This window comes from Cryobacterium sp. TMT2-15-1 (genome assembly GCF_004402345.1).
In the GTDB taxonomy this organism is placed as follows: Bacteria; Actinomycetota; Actinomycetes; order Actinomycetales; family Microbacteriaceae; genus Cryobacterium; species Cryobacterium sandaracinum.
In genome coordinates this window covers 60,569-77,310 of the sequence record NZ_SOGD01000048.1, presented here as the reverse complement: position 1 = coordinate 77,310, position 16,742 = coordinate 60,569, and the positions used below count along the sequence as shown (strand labels likewise).

The window sequence follows — 16,742 nt, the reverse complement described above, 5'->3', positions numbered from 1 at the left end:
CCCTGGCCGCTGCCCTCGCCGACGCCGTGCAGCGGGCGCGGGCGCCTCAGGCGACCAGATCGGCGCGGTGGATGAGCGCCGCGGCGCCGATCAGTGGGCCGTCGCCGGAGAGAGCGGATGCGACGACGCGCACCCGGGTCGCGAAGGAGAACACCGTGCGCTCGGCGACGGCCGCTCGCACGTAGTCGAACAGGTCCGGCGTGACGTGTGAGAAGCCGCCGCCGATCGCCACCACGTCGAGGTCCACGAGGTTCGTCGCGGAGGCGATCGCCTGGCCGATGGCCTGGCCGCAGCGCTTGACCGCACTGATTGCGATCGGGTCTCCTGCGGCGTACGCGGCCGAGAGATCTTCGCCGGTAAGGCCCGGCCAGCCCTCGGCGCGCGCCCAGGCCACGGTGCGCGGTCCGGACGCGACGGCCTCGAGGCATCCGGTGCCGCCGCAGGCGCAGGCGTCGTCGAACCCGCCGACTTCGATGTGCCCGATGTGCCCGGCATTGCCGGTGGCCCCGGAAACGGTGGACCCACCCAGGATCAGGCCGCCGCCGACGCCGGTGGACACGACCATGCCCATCAGGCTGTCGGCGCCCCTCCCGGCGCCGAGCCAGTGCTCGGCGAGCGTGATGCAGAGGCCGTCCAGACGCAGGCGCACGGGCGCATCGGGCACGAGGGCCGCGACACAGTCCCGTAAGGGGTAATCCCGCCAGGCCGGCAGGTTCAACGGAGAGACCGTGCCCGTGTCCACGGTGATCGGTCCGGCGGTGCCGATGCCGACGCCGAGGAGGGCGTCTCCGGCCGGCAGGCTCGCTCGGGCGTGCGTCACGACGGTCCGTACACTGTCCGCAAGTTCGTCGGCGGTTTTCACCGGGCCGGTGAGGGCGCGGTGCCGGCTGGCGGCGAGCACGACCCCCTGCTCGTCGACGAGTGCGGCTTCAACCTTGGTGCCGCCGAGGTCGACGGCGAGAGCGTAGCTGGTGGGCATGAGATCAGCCTAGGGCGTGCTGAGATGCGGTGTCGATGCCCGAATGCGCAGATGAGCAACATGACCAACAGGCGTTGATCGGGGGAGACCGGCGACTTAGGCTGGACCCGAACGGAACGGAGCACCATGACGGACACCGACGAACTCTTGTCCATTCGCGCGGCCGAGCTCTACTATGAGGAAAACAAGACGCAGGACGAAATCGGCACCGTTCTCCGCCTCACCCGCTGGAAGGTGGGCCGGCTCCTCGCCCAGGCTAAGGCCAGTGGCTTCATCCGCATCGAAATCGTGCATCCGCGCGCCCGTCGCCTCTCCATCGAACGCCGGCTGCGCGAGACCACGCACCTGACGGATGCCATCGTCGTCTCCTCCGCCGGCGTCTCCACTGACGAAGAACTCCAGTCCCGCACCGCTCAAGCTGCCGCCGACTACCTCACGGGCCTCCGCCCGGTGCCGCGAACGTTCGGCATCAGCTGGGGCCGCACCCTGCACGAGGTGTCGCTGCACCTGGCCCAGGGCTGGGCCAACGGCGTCAACGTCGTGCAGATCAACGGCGGAGTCAGCCTCAACCGGCGCGCCGGCACCGCAGCCGCGACGGCCGTCACCATCGCTCACAAGGCCTCGGGGGCGGCGACGCTGCTGCCGAGCCCCGCCATCCTCGAGCGCCTCGACACCAAGATCGCGATCGAAGCCGACCGCTCCGTCGCCGCCGTGCTGAACCTCGGCTCCGCGGCATCCGCCTACCTGTTCAGCGCCGGCCAGGCCGACCAAAACTCGGCTCTCGTCGACAGCGGCTACCTCACCGCGGAACAGGTCGCCGAGCTCGTACGCAAGGGCGCGGTCGGCGACATCGTCGGCCGGTACATCGATAGCAACGGCAACATCGTCGACCCGGAACTCAACGGCCGCACCGTCGGCATCCAGCTCGAAGCGCTGCGTCACGCGAAGACCGCCATCGCCGTGATCACCGGCGGCTCCAAACACTCCATCGCCCGCGCCGTCGTCGGCAGCGGCCTGTGCACAGTGCTCGTCACCGACGAAGACACCGCACTCGCCATCCTCGGCGAAAACGCATGACCGCACCCCGACCGCAAGGACAATTCATGACTACCAGCCAAACGGCCATGGCCCAGCTGAACACCGGGGAACGCGCCCTGGCGCTCATCGGCGGCGAAGCCACGGATGCGAATCTGCGGCGTTACCTGCACGGCATCCCCGGCATCGACGCCGTCGGCTTGGAGCAGCGTGCCGCCGACCTCGGCACCCGCTCGATCAAGACCAGCTCGAAAAAGTGGGCGATCGACAAGATCATCAGCCTGATCGACCTCACCACCCTCGAGGGGGCCGATACCCCCGGCAAGGTGAAGTCCCTGGTCGGCAAAGCCCTCACGCCCGACGCCGGCGACCTCAGCTGCCCTCGCGTGGCCGCGGTCTGCGTCTACGGCGACATGGTGCCGCACGCCGTCGCCGCTCTCGGCTCCGCGCACTCCGCGGGCACGGATGCCGGCGTGAACGTCGCCGCCGTCGCGACCGCGTTCCCGAGTGGGCGCGCGTCCCTCGCGATCAAGCTGGCCGACGTGCACGACGCCGTCGCGGCCGGCGCCGACGAGATCGACATGGTCATCGACCGTGGTGCGTTCCTGTCCGGCAGGTTCGGCCAGGTCTACGACGAGATCGTGGCGGTCAAGCAGAGCTGCCGCCGCCCCGACGGCAGTTTCGCCCACCTCAAGGTGATCCTCGAGACCGGGGAGCTCACTACCTACGACAACGTGCGCCGCGCGTCGTGGCTGGCCATTCTGGCCGGCGGCGACTTCATCAAGACCTCCACCGGCAAGGTGCCCGTCGCGGCCACCCTGCCCGTGACCCTTTCCATGCTCGAGGTCGTGCGCGACTGGCATCGCCTCACCGGGGCGAAGGTCGGTGTGAAGCCGGCCGGCGGCATCCGCACGTCTAAAGACGCCACCAAATACATCGTGACCGTCGCCGAAACCGTGGGCGAGGAATGGCTCACGCCGAGCCTGTTCCGGTTCGGGGCGTCGAGCCTGCTGAACGACGTGCTGATGCAGCGCCAGAAGATGACCTCCGGACACTACTCCGGCCTTGACTACGTGACGATCGATTGAATCTCGACAAGCTCGATCACCGACAACTCGATCAACCTTGATTGGAATAACCATGAGCTTTCTTGACTGGGCTCCGGCCCCGGAGTCCCAGGCCGTGCTGAACCTTCGGGGGGACTACGGACTCTTCATCGACGGGGAGTTCGTCGCCGGTCGGGGCGAGCCGTTCCAGAGCATCAACCCGGCCACCGAGAAGCAGATCGCAATGATCGCCCACGCCGACGCGGCGGATGTCGACGCGGCGGTGGCCGCCGCCCGTGGCGCCTACGACAAGACCTGGTCGAAGCTCTCCGGCAGCGATCGCGGCAAGTACCTGTTCCGCATCGCCCGCCTTGTGCAGGAGCGGGCCCGTGAGCTTGCCGTCGCCGAGACCCTCGACAACGGCAAGCCGATCAAGGAGAGCCGCGACGTCGACGTGCCTCTGGTTGCCGCCTGGTTCTTCTACTACGCCGGCTGGGCCGACAAGCTCGACCACGCCGGGGTCGGCCCGACGCCGTCCGCGCGGGGCGTCGCCGCCCAGGTGATCCCGTGGAACTTCCCCCTGCTGATGCTGGCTTGGAAGATCGCCCCGGCCCTCGCCGCCGGCAACACGGTCGTGCTCAAGCCGGCCGAGACCACCTCCCTGACCGCGCTGCTGTTCGCCGAGATCCTGCAGCAGGCCGACCTGCCCGCCGGCGTAGTCAACATCGTCACGGGCGGCCGCGACACCGGCAAGGCCCTCGTCGGGCACCCCGGCGTCAACCTCGTCGCGTTCACCGGCTCCACCGGCGCCGGCCGGGCCATCGCCCGCTCGGTCGCCGGAACCGACAAGAAGGTCATCCTCGAGCTCGGCGGCAAGGCCGCGAACATCGTCTTCGACGACGCGCCCATCGACCAGGCGATCGAGGGCATCGTCAACGGCATCTTCTTCAACCAGGGCCACGTCTGCTGCGCGGGCAGCCGCCTGCTCGTGCAGGAGTCGATCCACGACGATGTCATCGACCGCCTCAAGGCGCGCCTGTCCACGCTGCGCCTCGGCGACCCGATGGACAAGAACACCGACATCGGCGCCATCAACAGCGCCGAGCAGCTGGCCCGCATCCGGGAGCTCACCGACATCGGCGAGCAGGAAGGCGCCGAGCGCTGGAGCCCGGACTGCGTGCTGCCCGAGGCCGGCTTCTGGTTCAGACCGACCATCTTCACCAACGTCTCCACCAGCCACCGCATCGCCCGTGACGAGGTATTCGGTCCGGTGCTCTCCGTGCTGACTTTCCGCACCCCGGCCGAGGCCATCGCCAAGGCGAACAACACGCCGTACGGACTGTCCGCCGGAATCTGGACCGAGAAGGGCAGCCGGATGCTGGCCGTCGCCGACAAGTTGCGTGCCGGCGTGATCTGGGCGAACACGTTCAACCGCTTCGACCCGGCCAGCCCATTCGGCGGCTACAAGGAGTCCGGCTACGGGCGCGAGGGCGGCCGTCACGGGCTTGCCGCCTACCTCAAGCCCGCCACGGGTCGCGCGGCCGCGCGCACCGTGACGGCCGCGCCCGCGGCATCCATCGCACCGGCCGCTGCTTCGCCGGCCGCGGAGAAGACCCCCGTTTCCCGAAAGAAGGCAGCCAAGTGACCCGCCTCGCCGTTCCCAAGACCTACAAGCTCTACCTCGGCGGCAAGTTCCCGCGCAGTGAGTCGGGTCGGGTCTACGAGATCCGTTCCCATGACGGGGAATTCCTCGCCAACGCCGCGAAGGCCAGCCGCAAGGATGCCCGGGACGCCGTCGTCGCCGCCCGCTCGGCCCTCGGCGGCTGGGCCGACGCCACGGCCTACAACCGCGGTCAGGTGCTCTACCGCATCGCGGAGTTGCTCGAGGGGCGCCGGGCCCAGTTCGTCGCCGAAATCGTGCAGTCGGAAGGAGTGAGCACCGCGGCAGCATCCGCCCAGGTCGACGAGGCCATCGACCGCTGGGTCTGGTACGCCGGCTGGGCCGACAAGTACCTGCAGGTGGCCGGCAACGCCAACCCGGTTTCGGGACCCTACTTCAACCTCACGGTGCCGGAGCCCACGGGCGTCGTCGCCATCATCGCGCCGCAGACCGGGGGTTCCCTCCTCGGTCTCGTCAGCGCGGTCGCCCCGGCGCTGGTCTCAGGCAATACCGTGGTCGTCGTCGCGAACGAGGCCATGCCGCTCTCGGCGATCAGCCTGGGCGAGGTGATCGCCACGAGCGACGTGCCCGGCGGCGTAGTCAACATCCTCACCGGGTCTCCCGCCGAGATGGCGCCGTGGTTGGCCAGCCACGCCGACGTCAACGCCCTCGACCTGGTTGGCGCCGGCGATCTCGACTGGATCCACCTCGAGATCGACGCGGCCGAGACGCTCACCCGGGTGCTGCAGCCCGAGAACGGTCCGGATGCCGCGAGTCCCTCCCTGGCGCGCGTCCTGGCATTTATCGAGACGAAGACGATCTGGCACACGAAGGGCCTGATCTAGCCCGCGCCCGCCACGCTACGCCTCGTGCGGCCGCTCGGTGTCGTCGTCGCGCAACAGGTCTTCCAGAGCCTGGTCCACCTCGTCGAGAACGGGCTCGGCTCCGGCCGCCGAGCTGGTCAGACGGGCCACGAGGGCCTGTGGGTCGTCGAGGTCCGCTGACGAGGGCAGAAGGTCCGGGTGGGCCCACAGTTCGTCGCGCTTCTCGTTGCCCACGGCATCCGTCACGGCCTGCCACAGCGCGGCGGCCTCGCGCAGACGCCGGGGCCGCAGCTCGAGCCCGACCAGGGTGGCGAACGCCGACTCGGCGGGGCCACCGGATGCCCGGCGCCGCTTCACCGTCTCGGCGATCGCATCCGCGCGGGGCAGCCGGCTCGTGGCCTCGAGGGTGACGACATCGACCCAGCCCTCGATCAGGGCGAGCATCGTCTCGAGCCGGGAAAGCGCGGCCAGCTGGGCCTCGCTCTTCGGCGGGATCAGCGAGCCGTCGACCATGGCGGCGCGCAGCTCTTCCGGGTTGGCCGGATCGAAGCCGTCGGCCAGCTGCTCGAGGCGGCTTGAGTCGATGTGGATGCCGCGGGCGAAGTCGGTGATCGAGCTGATCAGGTGCAGGCGCAGCCAGCGGGAGTGGCGGAAGAGGCGCGCATGGGCGATTTCGCGCACCGCGAGGTAGATCTGCACCTGGTCGGCGGGAACGTCGAGGCCTTCCCCGAACGCGGCCACGTTCTGGGGGAGCAAAGCGGCCTGCTGGTCGCTGAGCAAAGGGATGCCGACGTCTCCACCGGAGACGACCTCGCTGGACAGCTGACCCACGACCTGGCCGAGCTGCATGGCGAACAGGGTGCCGCCGATGCTGCGCATCACCTGGCCGGCACCGGCCATCATGCCCTTGAGTTCTTCCGGGGCCTGATCGGTGAGCACCCGGGTCAGAGAGTCGGAGATGCTGGTCGCGACGGGCTCGGCGAGCTGGGTCCAGAGCGGCATGGTCGCGGTGACCCATTCCTTACGGGTCATCAGGCGCGGAGGGGTGGTGAGCTCGGCGACCGAGATCACCTCGTCCAGCCAGAGGGAGGCGATGTGGAATGCCTGGTCGAGGGCGGCGCGTTCGGCCGAGGTCACGTCGAGCTGGCTCTGGGCCGCGCGCTCCTGGCCCTGGTTGAGGGCGGCATCCCAATTGATGGATCCGTCGCCGCCGCCGCGCAGAGCACCCTGCAACTGATTCATCAGCGCGGAAATGCTCGCCGGGTCGCTGGGAAGCCCCGCCGCGCCGGCCAGCTGGCTCGGGTCGATGGACGACTTCCCACTCAGGATGTCGCGCAGCATGTCCCGAAACTCATCTTCGGGATTGTGACCCTCGTCGGGTCGGGAGTCGTCGTCGGCCACTTCAGGCACCTCTCAGTCGCGTCCTCCTACGCTAGCCGGAGATCCCCGGCGCGGACTGGGAAATGACCTACGCTGGTAAACCGGTGTCCGCCTGCCGCGAACAGCCAGCACATTCCCTGGAAGGAGACCGGTGGCCCTCTTCACCGATCACCCAGTACAGCCGCCCGACCGATCCGCGCGCGCCGTCGGGGCAGGCTGGGTGGTGCTCGGGATCGCGATGGTCATCGGCCTCATCCTCGCCGTGACGCCGTCACCGTATGTGATCGAGAAACCAGGACCGGTCTACAACACCATCGGCACCGCCGAACAGGACGGCCAGCAGGTGCCGCTTATCTCCATCTCCGGCGAACCCGTCTACCCGACCGAGGGCAGCCTCGACCTGCTGACCGTGTCACTGGTGGGCAACCCCGACAACCGGCCGAGCTGGCTGACGGTCGCCGCCGCCTGGCTCGACCCGAACCAGGCCGTGATCCCGATCGAGTCGGCGTTCCCGCCCGACGTGAGTACGAAGCAGCGCGAGGAGCAGAGCCAGGTGCAGATGGTGAATTCGCAGCAGGATGCGATCGCCGCCGCTCTGACCAGCCTCGACTATGAGTACCCGACGATCCTCTCGGTTGTCTCCCTGCCCGGAGACTCGCCCGCCGAGGGAGCCATCGAAGCCGGCGACGAGGTGGTCTCGGTGAACGGTGAAGAGGTCGCCGACATCACGGCCCTGCGAGACGCGCTGACGCGAAACGGGGTCGACGACGCCGCCTCCATCGGAATCATCCGGGACGGCGCCAGTGAGACGGTGCAGGTCACCCCGGTTGAATCGGGCGACGCCGTCGTGGTGGGCATCAATGTGACGAGCGACTACGACTTCCCCTTCGACGTCACGATCGAACTCGACTCGGTCGGCGGGCCCAGCGCGGGCATGATGTTCGCCCTCGGCATCATCGACACGCTCACCTCCGGCTTTATTCAGGGCGGTGAGGACGTCGCGGGCACCGGCACGATAAACCAGGCCGGCGAGGTGGGTCAGATCGGCGGTATCCGACAGAAGCTAATCGGTGCCGACCAAAGCGGCGCCGATTGGTTCCTCGCGCCCGCCGGCAACTGCGACGAGGTCACCGGTCACGTTCCCGACGGGATGACGGTCTTCTCCGTTGACACCCTCGACGACGCGCTGGCCGCGCTGGACGCCATTCGCACCGGTGCGGACACCGACGCGCTGGAGCAGTGCACACTCGGCTAACCCCGGGTCGCTGCCCAGCGAACGTGCGGCTTTCGTTCGGGGCGGCTGTCTAGAATGTACGTTGACCGCCGATTTCGAGATCAAGAGGCCAATTCGTGACGTCACAACAAGCCCGTAGCGCTCCCGCGCCACAGCGCAGCCGTGCTCCCCTTGCCATTACGGCAGCGATTATCGCGGGGCTGGTGATCATCTTCTTTGTTTTCGCCGGGCTCTATGCCGACGTTCTCTGGTTCGACCAGTTGGGCTTCCTCACCGTGCTGACCACGCAGTGGTTCGCCGGTGCCGTGCTGTTTCTGATCGGGTTCGTAGCGATGGCGGTCCCCGTCTGGGCGAGCATCCAGATCGCGTACCGCTCGCGGCCGGTCTATGCGAAGCTGAATTCGCAACTGGACCGCTACCAGCAGGTCATCGAGCCGCTGCGCCGCCTCGCCATGTACGGCATCCCGGCTCTGCTCGGTCTGTTCGCCGGCGTCGCCGCGGCCACCCGCTGGCAGGTCGTACTGATGTGGCTGAACCGCACGGACACCGGCCGAGTCGACCCCCAATTCAAACTGGACATCTCGTTCTATCTGTTCGATCTCCCCTTCCTCCACTCCGTGCTCGGGTTCGCGTCGGCCGTGGTGCTCATCTCGGCCCTCGTCGCCGCGGCTACGAGCTACCTGTATGGCTCGATCAGGGTGAGTGGGCGCGAGGTCATCGTTTCCAAGGCCGCCCGCATCCAGATTGCCATCACGGCAGCCCTCTACCTGATGCTGCAGGCCGTCAGCATCTGGCTCGACCAGTACTCCACGCTGACCAACACCAACGACATCATCACCGGCGCCGGCTACACCGACGTGAACGCAACGATCCCGGGCCGCGCCATCCTGGCCGGAATCGCCGCCGTCGTCGCTATCCTGTTCCTCCTCACGGCCTTCATCGGCCGCTGGCGCCTGCCCATTGTCGGCACCGCGCTGTTGATCGTCAGCAGCCTCCTGCTCGGTTCGCTGTACCCGTGGGTCGTGCAGCGCTTCCAGGTGGTGCCGAGCGCCAAGACGCTCGAAGAACCCTATATTCAGCGCAACATCGACCTCACCCGCGACGCCTACGACCTGGCGGATGTGGAGGAGATTCCGTACAACGCGAGCACGACGGCCGAGCCCGGCGCCCTGCGCGCCGACGCTGAGACGACCGCTAACATCCGTATTCTCGACCCTGCTCTGGTCAGCGACGCGTTCTCCCAGCTCGAGCAGTTCAAGCAGTATTATCAGTTCCCGCAGAACCTCGACGTCGACCGGTACACGATTGACGGCAAGTCCCAGGACACAGTGGTCACCGTGCGCGACCTCAACCTGACCGGCTTGAACGCCGGGAACACCTGGGTCAACTCGACCGTGGTCTACACGCACGGCTACGGCGTCGTGGCGGCCTACGGCAACCAGCGCTCGGCCGACGGCCAGCCTGTGTTCCTCGAGTCCGGCATCCCGACCACCGGGTCACTGCCCGACTATGAGCCGCGGATTTACTTCGGCGAGACGTCGGCGCCGTATTCCATCGTGGGCGCGCCGAAGGACAGCAAGCCGGTCGAGCTCGACTACCCGTCGGGAACGGATGGCGCGCAGCAGACCTATACGACCTTCGACGGCGACGGCGGGCCGAAGCTCGACAGCGCATTCAGCAAGCTGATCTACGCGCTCAAGTTCCAGTCGGAGCAGATCTTCCTGGCTAACGCCGTGAACGAGAAGTCTCAGATCCTCTATGACCGCGACCCGGTCACCCGGGTGCAGAAGGTGGCTCCGTACCTCACCCTCGACTCCGACGCCTACCCGTCGATCGTCGACGGCAAGGTCAAGTGGATCGTTGACGGTTACACCACCTCGGCCGACTACCCGTACTCCACCTCCGTGGGGCTGAGCGACGCGATCGCCGACACGGAAACGCCCCCGCAGCCATTCGCGCTCGACAACATCAACTACATGCGAAACTCGGTCAAGGCCACGGTCGATGCCTATGACGGCAAGGTCACCCTATACGCCTGGGACGACGAGGATCCGCTGCTCAAGACGTGGCAGAAGATCTTCCCGACGACCGTCAAGCCGATGTCCGAGATGAGTGGCGATTTGATGAGCCACGTGCGCTACCCGGCGGACCTGTTCAAGGTGCAGCGCCGGGTTCTGGGCAAGTACCACGTCACCGACCCGGGTTCCTTCTACTCGGTCGACGACGCCTGGACCACGCCGAACGACCCGGTGTCACCGTCGACGAACACGACCCTGCAGCCGCCCTACTACCTGACCATGCAGGTACCGGGCCAGGAGAAGCCGGCCTTTTCGCTCTACTCGACCTTCATCCCGGATGCGAGCGGCGCGACCAGCCGTAACGTGCTGACCGGCTACCTGGCGGTAGACGCGGATGCCGGATCGACCGACGGGAAGCGGGCTGAAGGCTACGGCAAGCTGCGCCTGCTCAACCTGCCGAAGGATGTGACCGTGCCCGGCCCCGGCCAGGTGCAGGCGAAGTTCAACGCCGACCCGACCGTGTCCACCCAGTTGAACCTGCTCAAGCAGGGCCAATCGAAGGTGCTCAACGGAAACCTGCTCACCGTGCCTGTGGGTGGCGGCCTGCTCTACGTGCAGCCGGTTTACGTGCAGTCCACGGGTGAGACCAGCTACCCATTGCTGCAGAAGGTGCTCGTCGCCTTCGGAGACCAGATCGCGTTCGAGGACACGCTGGACAAGGCGCTTGACGTGCTCTTCGGCGGCGACTCCGGCGCCAGCGCCGGCGACACCGATGTGCCGCCGTCCGAGACGCCCGTGGAGGGGGAGGCCCCTGCCGAGGGTGGAACCACCCCGTCGACGTCGACCGGTGACCCGGCGACGGATGCTCAGCTGAAGTCGCTCCTCGCCGTGGCCAAGCTGGCCGTCACCGAGAAGCAGGCGGCCCTGACGACCGGTGACTTCACCGCCTATGGGGTAGCCGACAAGAAGCTGAACGACGCGATCGCCGAAATGCTGGTGCTGCTCGACCAGTAGCGAGTCGTTCGCCGCTTCATCCGCTGCGCGGGTGCTGCGCCGTTTCGCCGGGGGCACGCCTCCCGCGGAACGGAGCAGCACCCGCGTTCCGTGTGCAGGGATGGCCGGTTCCGCAGCCCGTGTGGTCGGACCGGTCCGCAGGCTGTGGTAAATTTGATTTCGTAGCGCGGGGTGGAGCAGTTCGGTAGCTCGCTGGGCTCATAACCCAGAGGTCGTAGGTTCAAATCCTGCCCCCGCAACCAAGTGCGCTTAGGAAATGCCACCGTGATTCTCATCACATGTGCAGAAGGACCGGTTCAGCAGAAATGCTGCACCGGTCCTTCTGCTTTAACTCGGGGGTCCAATACATGTCCGGACTTTTGAGCGAAAGTGTCGGAAAGGTCATCACCCCGACTCCACATTCCTCACGGCCGTAGTTCGACTACCCGATCCGGATCGTCTGGGCGACGCTCGGCACCCCATTCGCGTCCAGGGCGAACAGGAGATAATGCCCGGGGACCACGACTCCCGGATCGGACGGAATGGTCAGGGATGCGGTATTGCCGGTCACGCCGGTGGGTGTGAGCGGGATGCGACGCTGGTCAGTGTTGATCGAGTGGGTGACCGTGCTCATGCGGATGAGGGAGAAGACTGGTGTGGGCCCAGACGTCGTTACCGGGATGGTGGAACCCCAAGCCGCAGTGGTAGGCGCCGTGGTGATCGATGGACGAGGACGGGCCGTGCCGTCGGCGTTGAGCAGGTAGGGCGGCGTGAATATTTGCCCGTCCGGATGGTTGGTCGTGCAGGTGCCGCAGAGGCCGCCACCGCCGACGAAGACCCGGGCATCAGGCAGCAGTAGCCCCACGCTGTGATATGTGCGCGGCACAGTCATCGGCGCGAGCGCGGTGAACTTGCCGGTCGCCGGGTTACAAACCTCAGGCGCCATGGCGGCCGTTGCGTCCGAGAATGGCTTCGCATACGCCTGACCGCCCAATGCCAGAACCTGTCCGTCGGGCAGCACGACGGAGTTCAAGAAAGCCCGTCGCGCCGCCATGTCGCTGGTTCGCGTCACCGTGACACCATTGTTGATGTCGATTGCATGGGCCCGCGCGGTGGCGTCACTGTCCTGGTACGCGGGCGAGCCACCGAGGGTGAGTATCTTGCCGACGTCGTACATGACCGCATTTCCGTTCATCGCGTCGCCACTGTCGGCCCGGAGAACAAGATCCTGAACAGCGCTGGTGCTGCTGGTCGTGTACATGTTCATCCGACGGCTCGGGCCGGCATGGAACACCTTCCCGTCGGCCACCGCGAACAGCCATGCGTGGTTGTCGGATCGGAACACCCCTTGTGGGTCGTTCGTCAGGATCGGTGCGACAGGCGCGTTGGCTAGCCCGCGCCACCCGGAGCCAGTCGACCAGATTTCACCATTCTTGCCGCCCTGGCCGCCCGCCCAGGAGCCGCCGAGAAGGAATACCTGCCCATTGGAAAGCGTGACGTTCGACTGATAGGCGCGCGGGATGTTCATGGGTGTGGCGGCTGAGCACGTGTTGTTCGCCGGGTTGTAGATCGTCGACGAGGCGGCGTTGCTCCCCCCGCTGATCAGGATCCTGCCGTCCGGGAGGATCGACACCCCGGGGCAGAACATGTCGGGCCCCGTATTCGCGACAGTAAGCGGGGTGACCACGCCGGTGTTCAGATCGAGGATGGCGGTCTGGGTGTTGCCGTTGGCCCCGCCGAAGGTCGTGTTGGAGTACGAGGATCAGGTGAGCACTGTGTTGCCGGGCAAGAGGGCTGCCGCCGCGGGAACCAGCGGGAAACCGATCGTCGCACCCCAGCTTCCTTTCGACCCCGTGGGGGTCGGAGCGGGCGGCGGCGCTGAGAGGGAGCGACCGATCACGTTCAGCTCCGCCGCCGTGGTCCACTGTCCGCGATTGCCGGGGCGTACCAGCGATGATCACCGTGAACACGACGGCGAGAAGCCGGGCAGCAGTCGGGTTGCGGCGCCTGCGGAATACCTCGTTGGGTACTGGGGGAAGGTGCAGGCACTGTCGATAGAACCCCAGATCCACCGTCAGTGGGAGGGTGTGAGGGAGTGCAATTCGACGAACTTCGACATCCCCGGCACAGCGTCGCGCGCGGTCGCCCAGGACGTCCGGAATCAGTTTCCGGACTTGTCGCCGAAGCCTTCGGCATAAGCGGCGGTGTCGGACCGGGCTTCTGTGCGAACCGTCAAAGGTGAATCTCCCCCTATCGAAAGCGGATTCAGGAGTACCCAGAGTGTGGCCACCACCTCTGAGATCGACCATGCGTTTCACAACCCAAGGCTGTGGTAAGTTTGTTCTTGCAACGCGGGGTGGAGCAGTTCGGTAGCTCGCTGGGCTCATAACCCAGAGGTCGTAGGTTCAAATCCTGCCCCCGCAACCATCAGCCCCCGGAACCACACGGTTCCGGGGGCTTTCTTGTGTCTGGCACACGTGGCTGTGCGCCGAACGAATCGTCAAGGAGGAGTCACTCATGCCACTGGTTCGAATCGAACTGAATCGAGCGGGGCCCCAGTCCAGTAAGTTCGATATGCATCAGGTCACCGGCGAACCCTCGCTGTTTCAGGCCGCCGCACGACAGTCGGGAACAGTTCAGACATGAAGCTCAAGATCAGCCTGCTGGCCGTTTTCGGTGTCGCGTCGCTGGTGCTGACGGGGTGCACCGCCACGGAAACGGATGCCGACGGTGGAGCGGCGGGGGAGCCGGTCACCATCGCCGTGGTCACCCACGGCACCGCAGGCGATTCCTTCTGGGACGTCGTCAAGAGCGGCGCCGAGCAGGCAGGCACGGACCTCGGAGCCACGGTCACGTATCAGGGCGACGGCGACCCGGTCAAGCAGAGCCAGCTGATCGAAGCGGCCATCGCGGCCCAGCCCGACGGGCTCATCATCTCGATGGCGAACCCCGACGGCGTGAAGAGCGCCGTCGAGAAAGCCGTTGCCGCCGGTATCCCGGTGATCACCATCAACTCGGGCCTGGAGAAGTCCGTCGAATTCGGCGCCCAGACCCACGTCGGTCAGAGCGAGTTCATCGCGGGCCAGGGAGCCGGCGAGCAACTGGCCGCCGCCGACGTGACCAACGTGATCTGCATCATCCACGAGGCCGGCAACTCGGGGCTCGAAGAACGCTGCACGGGTGCCGCCGACACGGTCGGCGCGGACGTCAGCAACGTGCAGGTCGACGTCGCCAACCTCGCGGATGCCCAGAACACCATCAAGAGCAAACTCCTGGCCGACCCGTCCATCGACGCCGTCCTCACCCTGCAGACCGGGGTCGCCGTTGCCGCGAGTCAGGCCATCGACGAGGTGAAAAGCCCAGCCACGCTGGCCACATTCGACGTGTCGGCCGACGTGACCCGGCTCATCCAGGGCGGCAAGATACTGTTCGCGGTCGACCAGCAGCCCTACTCCCAGGGCTACCTGCCCGTGACCTTCCTCACCCTGCAGAAGCGCAACGGCGACGTCGTCGGCGGCGGGCTGCCGGTCTATTCGGGCCCGGGCTTCGTGACGAAGGACAACGCGGCCCAGGTCGCGAAGTTCGCGGAGAACGGCACGAGATGACCGTCGCTGTGGGCGCGGGGATCGATGAACGGCCGGGGAGGGTGCATCCGCTGCTCACCCTGCTGCGCAGGCCCGAAGTCGGCGCACTCGTGGCGGCCCTCGCGATCTTCCTCTTCTTCTCGCTCTCCACGCAAGCGTTCCTGACCCCCGCGGGCATCTCCACCTGGCTCTACTCGGCCTCCCTGTTCGGCATCATGGCCGTGGCCGTCGCCCTGCTCATGATCGGCGGGGAGTTCGACCTCTCGGCGGGCGCGATGACGGGCACCACGGGGCTCATCGTCGGCGTGGTCACCACTCAGTGGAACCTGAACATCTGGCTCGCCCTCGTGCTGGCCCTCGTGGTGGCCCTCGTGATCGGTGCCGGCAACGCCTGGGTCGTCATGAAGACCGGCCTGCCGAGCTTCATCGTGACCCTCGCAGCCTTCTTCATCCTGCAGGGCTGCAACCTGGCGTTGACGAAACTCATCACGGGCAGCGTCGCCATTCAGGGGATGGGGGCGGTGCCCGGGTTCGACCAAGTCAAGGTCTTCTTCGGCTCCTCGTTCCCGTTTCTGGGCATGGACGTCAAGATCTCGATCGTCTGGTGGATCGCGCTCACCGTAATGGCCACCTGGGTGTTGCTCCGCACCCGGCCCGGCAACTGGATCTTCGCCGTCGGTGGCCAGGTCACGAGCTCTCGGCAGGTCGGCGTTCCCGTGTTCAAGGTCAAGCTCGGGCTGTTCATGACCACGGCCGGTGCCGGCTGGCTCGTCGGCATGCTTCAGCTCTTCGACGTGTCGACCGTGCAGGCCACGACCGGGGTCGGCCAGGAATTCATCTACATCATCTGTGCCGTCGTGGGCGGATGCCTGCTCACCGGCGGCTACGGATCGGCGATCGGCGCGGCCCTCGGAGCCCTGATCTACGGGATGACCCTGCAGGGCATCGTGTTCGCCCAGTGGGACAACAACTGGCTCAAGGCCTTTCTCGGCGGGATGTTGCTGCTCGCCGTGCTGGTCAACCTGCTCGTTCGCCGCCAGTCCGGGGTGCGCGAATGACGCCGGCCCCGATCCGGCCAGAGCCGATCCGGCCAGAGCCGATCCGTCCGGAGCCAATCCTCGAGGTGCGCAACATCGGGAAGTCCTACGGTTCCGTGCGGGCGTTGGCGGGCGTGTCGGCATCCGTCGGCGCCGGGGAAGTGCTCTGCGTGCTGGGCGACAACGGTGCAGGCAAGTCGACGTTCATCAAAATCCTCTCCGGAACCCACCAGCATTCGGAGGGAACCCTGCGCGTCTTCGGGGTGGAGCGCCGATTCGCGCATCCGCGGGAGGCGCTCGACCTCGGCATCGCCGCCGTCTACCAGGACCTGGCCGTGGTGCCGCTGATGCCGGTGTGGCGCAACTTCTTCCTCGGTTCCGAGCTCACCCGCGGCAGAGGCCCGCTCCGGCGCCTCGATGTCACCGGCATGCGGGCCACCACGAAGCACGAGCTGGCCCGGATGGGCATCGACCTGCGCGACGTGGACCGGCCGATTGGAACGCTTTCCGGCGGGGAACGGCAAGCCGTCGCCATCGCACGCGCCGTACATTTCGGGGCGAAGGTCGTCATTCTCGACGAGCCCACGTCGGCGCTCGGCGTCAAGCAGGCAGGGGTTGTGCTCTCCTATATCGCCCGGGCCAGGGACCGGGGGCTCGGGGTGGTCTTCATCACGCACAATCCGCACCACGCCTACCCCGTCGGCGACCGGTTCCTGCTGCTTCAGCGTGGCACGAGCATGGGCGACTTCGCCAAGAGTGAGATCACGATCGAAGAGATGACCGCGCTGATGGCCGGTGGTGCCGAACTCGAGGCGCTGGCCCACGAACTGGAGCGTGCGTAGGGCCTGAGATGGCCGCCCGGTCGCCACGCGGGCGGCGGAAGAGCACGGACTTATTCGTCTATATATACGAAACAGGTTCTCAATATATGTGAGCAACTCTCAACTTTAAG

At 66.9% G+C, this 16,742-nt stretch carries 13 protein-coding genes and 2 tRNA genes; 12 read left to right on the top strand and 3 right to left on the bottom strand.

Annotated elements, in window-relative coordinates:
- Window positions 1-46: 46 nt before the first annotated feature.
- On the bottom strand, window positions 47-979 hold the full coding sequence (locus E3O62_RS12715) for an ROK family protein (protein ID WP_134398744.1): 933 nt from the start codon (window positions 977-979) through the stop codon (window positions 47-49).
- A gap of 126 nt (window positions 980-1,105) precedes the next feature.
- On the opposite strand from E3O62_RS12715, the gene E3O62_RS12710 reads away from it, so the two are divergent.
- Genes E3O62_RS12710 through E3O62_RS12695 form a run of 4 tightly spaced genes read left to right on the top strand, consistent with a single transcriptional unit; the run spans window position 1,106 to window position 5,565 of the window.
- The gene (locus E3O62_RS12710; protein WP_134396361.1) at window positions 1,106-2,056 is read left to right on the top strand and encodes a sugar-binding transcriptional regulator; all 951 of its coding nucleotides are present in this window, start codon (window positions 1,106-1,108) and stop codon (window positions 2,054-2,056) included.
- Window positions 2,057-2,082: 26 nt separating this feature from the next.
- Window positions 2,083-3,102: a deoxyribose-phosphate aldolase gene (gene deoC / locus E3O62_RS12705; protein ID WP_134396359.1), complete on the top strand. Its 1,020-nt coding sequence runs from the start codon at window positions 2,083-2,085 to the stop codon at window positions 3,100-3,102.
- 52 nt (window positions 3,103-3,154) lie between these two features.
- Window positions 3,155-4,705 (top strand): aldehyde dehydrogenase family protein, encoded by a 1,551-nt coding sequence (locus tag E3O62_RS12700; RefSeq protein WP_134398743.1) that lies wholly within the window; start codon window positions 3,155-3,157, stop codon window positions 4,703-4,705.
- Window positions 4,702-5,565 carry an aldehyde dehydrogenase family protein gene (locus E3O62_RS12695; protein ID WP_134398742.1) on the top strand — a complete coding sequence of 288 codons (864 nt, stop codon included), beginning with the start codon at window positions 4,702-4,704 and terminating at the stop codon, window positions 5,563-5,565. The genes E3O62_RS12700 and E3O62_RS12695 overlap by 4 nt, the downstream gene beginning before the upstream one ends.
- 15 nt (window positions 5,566-5,580) lie before the next feature.
- Here E3O62_RS12695 and E3O62_RS12690 read toward each other — a convergent pair whose 3' ends face one another.
- A complete protein-coding gene (locus E3O62_RS12690; protein WP_370448455.1) occupies window positions 5,581-6,945 on the bottom strand; it encodes a zinc-dependent metalloprotease in 1,365 nt (454 codons plus the stop codon).
- A gap of 130 nt (window positions 6,946-7,075) precedes the next feature.
- Here E3O62_RS12690 and E3O62_RS12685 point away from each other — a divergent pair, with 130 nt between their 5' ends.
- The 3 genes from E3O62_RS12685 to E3O62_RS12675 all read left to right on the top strand — a co-directional run bounded on the left by E3O62_RS12685 (window position 7,076) and on the right by E3O62_RS12675 (window position 11,432).
- Window positions 7,076-8,179: a PDZ domain-containing protein gene (locus E3O62_RS12685; protein ID WP_134398741.1), complete on the top strand. Its 1,104-nt coding sequence runs from the start codon at window positions 7,076-7,078 to the stop codon at window positions 8,177-8,179.
- 95 nt (window positions 8,180-8,274) lie between these two features.
- Window positions 8,275-11,190 carry a UPF0182 family protein gene (locus tag E3O62_RS12680; RefSeq protein ID WP_174720141.1) on the top strand — a complete coding sequence of 972 codons (2,916 nt, stop codon included), beginning with the start codon at window positions 8,275-8,277 and terminating at the stop codon, window positions 11,188-11,190.
- Between the two features lie 165 nt (window positions 11,191-11,355).
- Window positions 11,356-11,432, top strand: a tRNA-Met gene (locus E3O62_RS12675).
- 179 nt (window positions 11,433-11,611) lie between these two features.
- Here the strand turns inward: E3O62_RS12675 and E3O62_RS12670 are convergent.
- Window positions 11,612-12,697 carry a galactose oxidase-like domain-containing protein gene (locus E3O62_RS12670; RefSeq protein WP_166786480.1) on the bottom strand — a complete coding sequence of 362 codons (1,086 nt, stop codon included), beginning with the start codon at window positions 12,695-12,697 and terminating at the stop codon, window positions 11,612-11,614.
- 151 nt (window positions 12,698-12,848) lie between these two features.
- On the opposite strand from E3O62_RS12670, the gene E3O62_RS12665 reads away from it, so the two are divergent.
- The 5 genes from E3O62_RS12665 (at window position 12,849) to E3O62_RS12645 (ending at window position 16,632) form a co-directional block, all read left to right on the top strand.
- The gene (locus E3O62_RS12665; protein WP_134398739.1) at window positions 12,849-13,367 is read left to right on the top strand and encodes a hypothetical protein; all 519 of its coding nucleotides are present in this window, start codon (window positions 12,849-12,851) and stop codon (window positions 13,365-13,367) included.
- Window positions 13,368-13,519: 152 nt separating this feature from the next.
- A tRNA-Met gene (locus E3O62_RS12660) sits at window positions 13,520-13,596 on the top strand.
- 215 nt (window positions 13,597-13,811) lie between these two features.
- Window positions 13,812-14,774, top strand: coding sequence for a sugar ABC transporter substrate-binding protein (locus E3O62_RS12655; RefSeq protein WP_134396346.1), 963 nt, complete (start codon window positions 13,812-13,814; stop codon window positions 14,772-14,774).
- Complete coding sequence (locus E3O62_RS12650) at window positions 14,771-15,811, top strand: ABC transporter permease (RefSeq protein ID WP_134398738.1); 1,041 nt, start codon at window positions 14,771-14,773, stop codon at window positions 15,809-15,811. Before E3O62_RS12655 ends, E3O62_RS12650 begins: the two co-directional genes overlap by 4 nt.
- Window positions 15,808-16,632 (top strand): ATP-binding cassette domain-containing protein, encoded by an 825-nt coding sequence (locus tag E3O62_RS12645; protein ID WP_134398737.1) that lies wholly within the window; start codon window positions 15,808-15,810, stop codon window positions 16,630-16,632. Before E3O62_RS12650 ends, E3O62_RS12645 begins: the two co-directional genes overlap by 4 nt.
- Window positions 16,633-16,742: the final 110 nt, after the last annotated feature.

Bases quoted from the DNA above. Each gene is read 5' to 3' on its own strand.
- E3O62_RS12710 (WP_134396361.1), top strand. From the start codon at position 1,106: ATGACGGACACCGACGAACTCTTGTCCATTCGCGCGGCCGAGCTCTAC.
- E3O62_RS12700 (WP_134398743.1), top strand. From the start codon at position 3,155: ATGAGCTTTCTTGACTGGGCTCCGGCCCCGGAGTCCCAGGCCGTGCTG.
- E3O62_RS12645 (WP_134398737.1), top strand. From the start codon at position 15,808: ATGACGCCGGCCCCGATCCGGCCAGAGCCGATCCGGCCAGAGCCGATC.
- E3O62_RS12655 (WP_134396346.1), top strand. From the start codon at position 13,812: ATGAAGCTCAAGATCAGCCTGCTGGCCGTTTTCGGTGTCGCGTCGCTG.
- E3O62_RS12670 (WP_166786480.1), bottom strand. From the start codon at position 12,697: ATGAACATCCCGCGCGCCTATCAGTCGAACGTCACGCTTTCCAATGGG.
- E3O62_RS12650 (WP_134398738.1), top strand. From the start codon at position 14,771: ATGACCGTCGCTGTGGGCGCGGGGATCGATGAACGGCCGGGGAGGGTG.
- E3O62_RS12715 (WP_134398744.1), bottom strand. From the start codon at position 979: ATGCCCACCAGCTACGCTCTCGCCGTCGACCTCGGCGGCACCAAGGTT.
- deoC (WP_134396359.1), top strand. From the start codon at position 2,083: ATGACTACCAGCCAAACGGCCATGGCCCAGCTGAACACCGGGGAACGC.